The 7284-nt window shown below is 35.5% G+C and carries 8 protein-coding genes; 7 read left to right on the plus strand and 1 reads right to left on the minus strand.

Features of this window, described 5'->3' with window-relative positions; genetic code table 11:
- The coding region (locus tag AB1422_14375; GenBank protein ID MEW6620498.1) for a hypothetical protein at positions 1–381 on the plus strand (381 nt) is incomplete at its 5' end.
- A gap of 428 nt (positions 382–809) precedes the next feature.
- The gene (locus AB1422_14380) at positions 810–1007 is read left to right on the plus strand and encodes a hypothetical protein (GenBank protein MEW6620499.1); all 198 of its coding nucleotides are present in this window, start codon (positions 810–812) and stop codon (positions 1005–1007) included.
- Here AB1422_14380 and AB1422_14385 read toward each other — a convergent pair.
- A complete protein-coding gene (locus AB1422_14385; GenBank protein ID MEW6620500.1) occupies positions 944–2044 on the minus strand; it encodes a DegT/DnrJ/EryC1/StrS family aminotransferase in 1101 nt (366 codons plus the stop codon). The genes AB1422_14380 and AB1422_14385 overlap by 64 nt on opposite strands.
- A gap of 739 nt (positions 2045–2783) precedes the next feature.
- Between AB1422_14385 and AB1422_14390 the strand changes: the two genes are divergently transcribed.
- The 5 genes from AB1422_14390 (at position 2784) to secF (ending at position 7103) form a co-directional block, all read left to right on the plus strand.
- Positions 2784–4226 (plus strand): hypothetical protein, encoded by a 1443-nt coding sequence (locus tag AB1422_14390; protein ID MEW6620501.1) that lies wholly within the window; start codon positions 2784–2786, stop codon positions 4224–4226.
- A gap of 140 nt (positions 4227–4366) precedes the next feature.
- A complete protein-coding gene (gene secD, locus AB1422_14395) occupies positions 4367–5656 on the plus strand; it encodes a protein translocase subunit SecD (GenBank protein MEW6620502.1) in 1290 nt (429 codons plus the stop codon).
- Positions 5657–5717: 61 nt separating this feature from the next.
- Positions 5718–5915 carry a hypothetical protein gene (locus AB1422_14400; protein MEW6620503.1) on the plus strand — a complete coding sequence of 66 codons (198 nt, stop codon included), beginning with the start codon at positions 5718–5720 and terminating at the stop codon, positions 5913–5915.
- Entirely contained in the window at positions 5903–6178 is a 276-nt protein-coding gene (locus AB1422_14405) for a hypothetical protein (GenBank protein ID MEW6620504.1), read from the plus strand. Before AB1422_14400 ends, AB1422_14405 begins: the two co-directional genes overlap by 13 nt.
- Positions 6179–6188: 10 nt before the next feature.
- Positions 6189–7103 carry a protein translocase subunit SecF gene (gene secF, locus AB1422_14410; GenBank protein MEW6620505.1) on the plus strand — a complete coding sequence of 305 codons (915 nt, stop codon included), beginning with the start codon at positions 6189–6191 and terminating at the stop codon, positions 7101–7103.
- Positions 7104–7284 lie beyond the last annotated feature (181 nt).

Consider the following 7284-nt stretch of genomic DNA (forward strand, 5'->3'; position numbering starts at 1 on the left):
TTTAGATGTATGAAATCTGAGTTAGGATTAAGACCTATTCACCATCAGAAAGAGGAGAGAGTAGATGGGCATCTTTTTATTACGGTGATTGCTTATCATATTGGACAGACCATTCGTTTCAAGGGACGACGAAAAGGGATACAAGATAGTTGGTCAAGGATTCGCCAGATATTGTCGAGGCAAGTCCGGATAACCACAACCCTGAAAAGGAAAGATGGTCAATTGATTCAGATAAGAAAATCCTCAAAGGCTGAATTATCTCATCAAGAGATTTATAATGCCCTGGAGTTACCTTATCAACCAGGGAAAACAGTCAAATCATTTTGTGGGGATTCATACTGTAGTGCCAAAACTCAACCTCTCTGCTCTGTAAGTTGTTGATAATACAAGACTTATTTTTTTAAGCGGCGAAGTTGGGCTAACACCTAACACCAATATCTACTATAGGTGATAATTCTTGAAAATAGTGCAGAATTTACTCAACACGACACTAGATTAAGACACCACCTAATTTTCGGGACGGTTCATTTTATCGTTTTCCCTATGATTTGTTTCAGATATACATTTGTAAACATTCACAGAAAGTTGAAATTGGAAATTAGAAATTGGGCTTTTATTTCTCCCTCTAATTTCTAATTTCAACTCCATTTTCTAACCGCAATCTTTCAAACAAAAGTGAACCGTCCCTAATTTTCTCTCTTATCCAAAACTGTAAGCGTTCAGGTAGTGTAACAAAAGGAGATGTGGAGATTAAGGAGATAGGGAGATATTATTAAAAAATTGAAATTAGTAGAAACTAATAGAAATTTATGGAAATTTGTTGTTTCCCACAATCAATTTCTACCTATTTCTATAAATTTCAATCTATTTCTATTATCTTATCTCCATATCACCCTTATCTCCTTATCCCCTTTCTTACACTTTTGATATATAGCCTGAACGGTTACCCAAAACTTAATACTGCACAAATAACCGTTTCGATTTGTTGCGAGGTTAATTCAGGATAAATAGGAAGTGATAAAACCTCTTTAGCCGCCTGTTCGCTTTCTTTAAAATCTCCCATTTTATGCTCTAAGTAAGAAAATGCTGGTTGAAGATGTAAGGGTATTGGATAGTGAATAGCAGTATCAACACCTGTCTCTTTTAGATGTTTTATTAACCCATCTCTATTCTTTACCCTTATGGTGTATTGATTATATACAGGCTCGTTAAATGCTTCAACAAACGGGGTAATGATTTCTTTATTCCTGAATGCCTCATTATAGGTTTTGGCAATCTCCTGTCGTCTACGAGTCCACTCATTCAGTTTTTTTAATTTTACCCGTAATATGCCTGCCTGTAATTCGTCCAATCGGCTGTTCGTGCCAATAATTTCGTGGTAGTATTTAACTTGTGAGCCATGAGTGCGTAGCATTTTAAGTTTTTTGGCAATATCTTCATCGTTAGTCGTAATTATTCCTCCATCACCATAGGCACCTAAGTTTTTAGCCGGGAAAAAGGAAAATCCACCTGTTGTGCCCATTTGACCAACCATTTGACCCTTGTATTTAGCCCCAATTGCCTGGGCGGCATCCTCTATCACGGCTAAATTATACTCTCTGGCAACAGGTAATATTTCATCCATATCCGCTGGTTGACCATAAAGATGAACCGGGATAATGGCTTTAGTTTTAGGAGTAATAGCGGTTTTAATCTTAGATGGGTCAATATTATAAGTTTTGGGGTCAATGTCAACAAATACAGGTTTTGCCCCTAAAAGCACTATCACCTCAGCCGTAGCAATAAAGGTGAACGGTGAAGTAATCACCTCATCTCCTGCTTTTATCTCACACGCCATAAGACTCAACAGGAGGGCATCAGTGCCAGAGGCGACGCCTACGGCATATTTAGTTTGACAAAATGAAGCAATCTCCTCTTCTAACTTCTTGACATTTTCACCTAATATGAAACTACCATTTCTAATAACTTCATTTATTACCCCATCAATTTCTCCTGAAATACTTGCATATTGCGCCTTTAAATCTAACAATGAAACTTTATTCATTTTTTTATTCTCCTTTAAAATGGTATCAGATTTTCGTAATCGTTCACAGCACAGACACAGAGACGCAGAGAAAAAATTAAAATCTATTCACCAAAGACAGAAATTTCCTCTTTTTGTACCTGTTTAGCGTGGTCAGAGAGCACAAATGAATAGTACTGACTTAGTGCGAAACCACTTCAAACACAACAAGTTGTGTAATACAAAATCAAAAATTAAATATTATACTCACCAACGGCACAAATTAAGATTTTTTAATAGGGACTCGATAGTTAGGTGATATAGGGTTTTGAGATATATTACCATAGTGTTAAACAAATGTCAACAATTATTGTTTTGAAATAGTTCTGAAGAGTAAATTTTGCTGGTGTCTGAAAATAACGCTAATAGTGAAATCTATGTAGATTTGGTGTCCAAAAGGGGATAAGAAAATAAAGGGAGATATGGAGATTATTCATTGTAATTTCCAAAATTTTAGAATGAATTTATCTTCTAATCTCCATAATCCCCATATCTCCTTTTCGGACACTATTTCAAACCTTTATGATAGATTAAGACACCACCAATTAATTATAAGGTAAGGGAAGAATAATAATCTTAAACCTACCTGCACAGGTCTCATTTTTTTATTAAAGTCAACTTTTTTTATTTATTTACTAAAAAATACTTGACAAAATATTATCTAATAAGATATACTGATATTAAAATTGTATTCAATTATTAAAAATGGGGGGAAAGAAAAATGAAACAATCAGGATTTTTATTATTAGTGGTTGTTTTTGGGATAAGTAATTTGGGGGTAGTAGCGAGTCAAGAAGTTACCCAAAAACAAAAACCTACTTCAAAGATAGGACAATTCTCTTTGAGAAATGATGCAGAAAACTTAACTAAACCAATTGGTTCTCCTGTGGCGTTAGAACCAAAGGAAAGGGTAGAAGAAGTAAAGAAGGTTGAGGAAAAAGCGATTTCTGGAGAGGAATTGCGTCCCAAAATACCTCAGCCAACCGTTAAACCTAAAGAAGTAAAAAGAGAAGAAGTAGTTAAAGAAGAAGAGCGAATGGGATTAAAATTCGCTGAAGGCAAAGAGGAATTGCCGAAGATTATAGCTAAAACAAAGGTTCCACCGCCACCTCCAACAGAACCAACCCTGCCAGAAGAATCTAAATACTTTTTACAATTAACCCCGCAAGAACCTTTACCTAAAGTCAAACCTGAAATCAAAAAGCCCAAAGTTATTGCTAAACCTCCAGTCGAGGAAGAAAAAGTAGTTGTTGCAAAGACAGAAGAAATAATTCCTCCGGCGCAGATTGAAGAAAAATTACCAGTCCCAAAACCTAAATTTGCCTTCGAGAGAATAAATCCTGTTATAAAATGGTTAATTGTTCTTTTTGGTCTTCTTACTTTAATTTTATTCTTATGGGTAAGATATTTATGGAGACAAAGAGAATTAGTTGCTTTATCAGAAATTGAAGGGATTCCTGCAGAAAAACCGGGTGTCTACAAATCATTAGTTGAGGATGTAAAAGAATTACAAGCAGGTTACCGTGGACTTGAAAAGATGGTTGAAAATGTAGATAAAAAACTGGGGGTATTAAAAGGTGTGCCGATAGAAGAATTTACCCGCCAGACATCTAAAGAGACTCTAAAACCAATTGAAACTGGAATAAAAGAATTACAAACTACCTGTCAGGGATTGGAAAAGATGTTTGGAGATTTTGATAAAAGACTTGCTCCGTTAGATGCGTTAAAAGGATTAAGTATTAAAGAATTAGCTCAACAAACAAGTATGGAGGTTTATAGACCCATAGAAAATGAATTTAAAAAAATGCAAGTCTCTTATGAACGAATAATGACAGAAGTAGAAGAGAATATAGATAAAAAATTTGATGCCATTAATAAAAAAAGCAAAAATTTAGAAAAAAGCGTTGCGGAAATAGATAGTAGGTTAATCACTGTTGATTCAATAGTTTCGTCTTTGCCCAGAACAGAACTCTCGGTGGCTAAACCTATGATAAAAACTGAAGAAGTAAAATCAACAACGACTAAAGATAAAAGAACACGGGAAATTCTACATAACCAGATATACAAATTATCTGATGAAGGATTATCAATTGATGAAATAGCTCAACGAACTAAATTGGGTAAAGGAGAAGTAAGGTTGATTTTAGGACTGAGGAAGAAGTAATTGGTAACCGTTACTACTAATGACCAATTAGTTGAATTTCACTTCAGAGGGTTAAAGAGTATTTAATCTTCTAATTTACAGGGGACAATGACAGGTTGTCTATTGTCTTTTTTTTTAACTGATAAAAAGGAGCTAAAAAAGTGAGAAGAAATTTAAAATGGAAGGCATTACTTATTATTGGTGTAATGGGTGTGTGTATATTTCTGATGTTACCTCCTCAGCAGAAAATAAAATTAGGTTTAGACCTGCAAGGAGGAATGCATTTAGTTTTAGAGGTGGATACGGCGAAATTACCTCCTGGTTCTGACCCCTCAGATGCAGTCGACCGAGCATTAGAGATTATCCGAAATCGAGTAGATAAATTTGGGGTATCAGAGCCGATTATTCAAAAAGAAGGAAAGGATAGAATTGTTGTTCAACTACCTGGTTTAAAAGACCCAAGACGGGCGAAAAACTTAATTGGTTCAACCGCACTTTTAGAATTTAGATTAGTTGATAACGAACGATTGGATGATGCTGAGGCAGGGAAGATACCAAGAGGTTATGAGATATTAGAGGATGACGAGGGGAAGAAATTCCTGGTGAAAAAAGACCCGGAATTAACGGGTGATACTCTAGTCAATGCCTGGGTTGATAGTAATCAGGGTGGAATAGTAAGTCAACCAGTTGTTTCACTTGAGTTTAATAAAGTTGGGGCAAGAAAATTTGCCCGGGTAACTGGTGCCCATATTAATGAACAGTTAGCCATTGTTTTGGATGGGAAAGTCAGGTCTGCTCCAGTAATTAGAAGTAGAATTGACGGAGGAAGAGCTCAAATTGAAGGTAATTTTACATTAGAAGATGCGCGAGACCTGAAGATTATTCTACGCGCAGGAGCTCTGCCGGCACCGGTTAAAGTGATAGAAGAACGCACTGTTGGTCCCTCACTGGGGCAAGATTCTATCCATAAAGGAATTATTGCCTCAATGGCTGGATTTATGTTAGTTGTTCTATTTATGGGTATTTACTATAAAGTGTCGGGTGTAATTGCCAATGTTGCTCTGGTTGGCTGTTTAGTAATGTTGTTAGGTGGATTAGCCGGGTTTAAAGGAACATTAACCTTACCAGGTATCGCGGGTATTATCTTAACTATGGGTATGGCACTTGATTCTAATGTCCTTATCTTTGAGCGGATAAGAGAGGAACTCCGTGCTGGCAGACCGGTTAAAACCGCTATCGATTCGGGATATAAAAAGGCATTCTGGACTGTCTTTGATTCGCATGTAACAACATTAATTACCGCTCTTATCCTTTTTGTCTTTGGCACTGGACCAATCAAAGGCTTTGCCGTGACCTTATCTCTTGGTGTGACCATTAGTCTATTTACGGCAATCGTTATCACTCGACTTATTTTTGACTTAAGAAAAGAATATCAGACACTTAGTATTTAAAAATATAAAATTCCAAAATTCGGTTACATAAAATTAGTTTTAATTTGAAGAGTGAGAGAAAATGAATCAAGAAAAAGAAAATTTAATAGAAAGTTTATCTAAAATGTTAGGACTTATTGGGGGAGGATGGATTATCCTTGAACTCATAAAGACTTTCTCAAAAAAAGTCTATAGATGCCCTCGGTGTCATGGGAGAATTGAAGAAAGAGGAATAAGTCAATGTCCTTCCTGTGGAGTAAAATTGAGATGGAAAATTTAGATGACAAAGAGGAAATAGAAATAATTGGAAGAAAAGACGAAGAATATGAAATTCCTAAAGGAAGATATAGATTATTTGAGTGGAGTGTAAAATTAGTTTGTTTAGGAGTAGGAATTTTTATCACAACTTTATTATATAATAAATGTTTGTTTAATCAAAACTGTAATATAATAATTAGTGTGTATTTTGCTTTATTGGGATTGACATTTTTTAGCGCCGCAGGACTACCTGTTGATAAAGTAGTCAATATAAAATGGACATAAAGGAGATTCAATGATAGAATTACTTAAGAATCCTAAGATAAATTTTGTAGGGGTTCGATATTATGCTTACATAGGCTCAACTATATTAGTCGTTATAGGCATTGTTGCCATTATTTTTACAGGAATAGGGAAAGCGAATTTGGGTGTTGATTTTGCGGGAGGTTCTTTGGTCCAGATAAGTTTTCAAAAACCAGTTACCGCAGATAGATTACGACAGGCATTAGTTTCAAATAACTTACCTGAAAGTGAAATACAACAAATGGCAGAATCTAATCGGGTATTAATCAGGACGCGAAAGGCAGAGGTAAAAGGAGAGAAAATAGATGAGCGAATAAGAAAGATATTTAGTCAGGAATTTAAAGGGAATAGATTTGTGATGGAGCGAGTCGAAGAAGTAGGTCCAAAGATAGGTAAAGACCTTAAAACCAAAGCCTTTTGGGCGATATTCTGGGCAATAATCGCTATAACTTTGTATATAGCGTTTAGATTTGAATTTAGATTTGGATTAGCCGCCGCTGTTGCCACCCTACATGATGTTTTAGCGGTGTATGGTTTAGTTTGGATAACAAACCGCGAAATTACCCTTTTAACTATAACTGCCCTCCTGACCTTAGCCGGATACTCTCTAACTGATACAGTTGTGGTTTTTGACCGTATTCGTGAGAACTTAAAACTACGACGCAAAGAGGCTTATGAGGTAATCATTAACTCAAGTATAAACGAAGTTTTAAGTCGCACAATCGTCACAAGTCTAACTGTACTTTTAGTCCTTCTGGCTCTTGTCATTTATGGTAGCCAGGTAACTTTTGATTTCTGCTTAGCGTTATTATTAGGAGTTGTCATCGGAACATATTCTTCTATTTATGTGGCAAGTCCTATTTTGATTGAATGGCACCATCTTGCTATGAAAAAAATAAAAGCATAAGGATAGAACTTAGTGTTATGTTGAAAAATAACACACGAATTTTGCTAATTTTTTGTAAGCGTTCAGGTGGTGTAACAAAAGGAGATGTGGAGATTAAGGAGATAGGGAGATATTATTAAAAAAATTGAAATTAGTAGAAACTAATAGAAATTTATGGAAATTTGTTGTTTTCCACAATCAA

This window comes from bacterium (assembly GCA_040757115.1).
Classification (GTDB): domain Bacteria; phylum UBA9089; class CG2-30-40-21; order CG2-30-40-21; family SBAY01; genus JBFLXS01.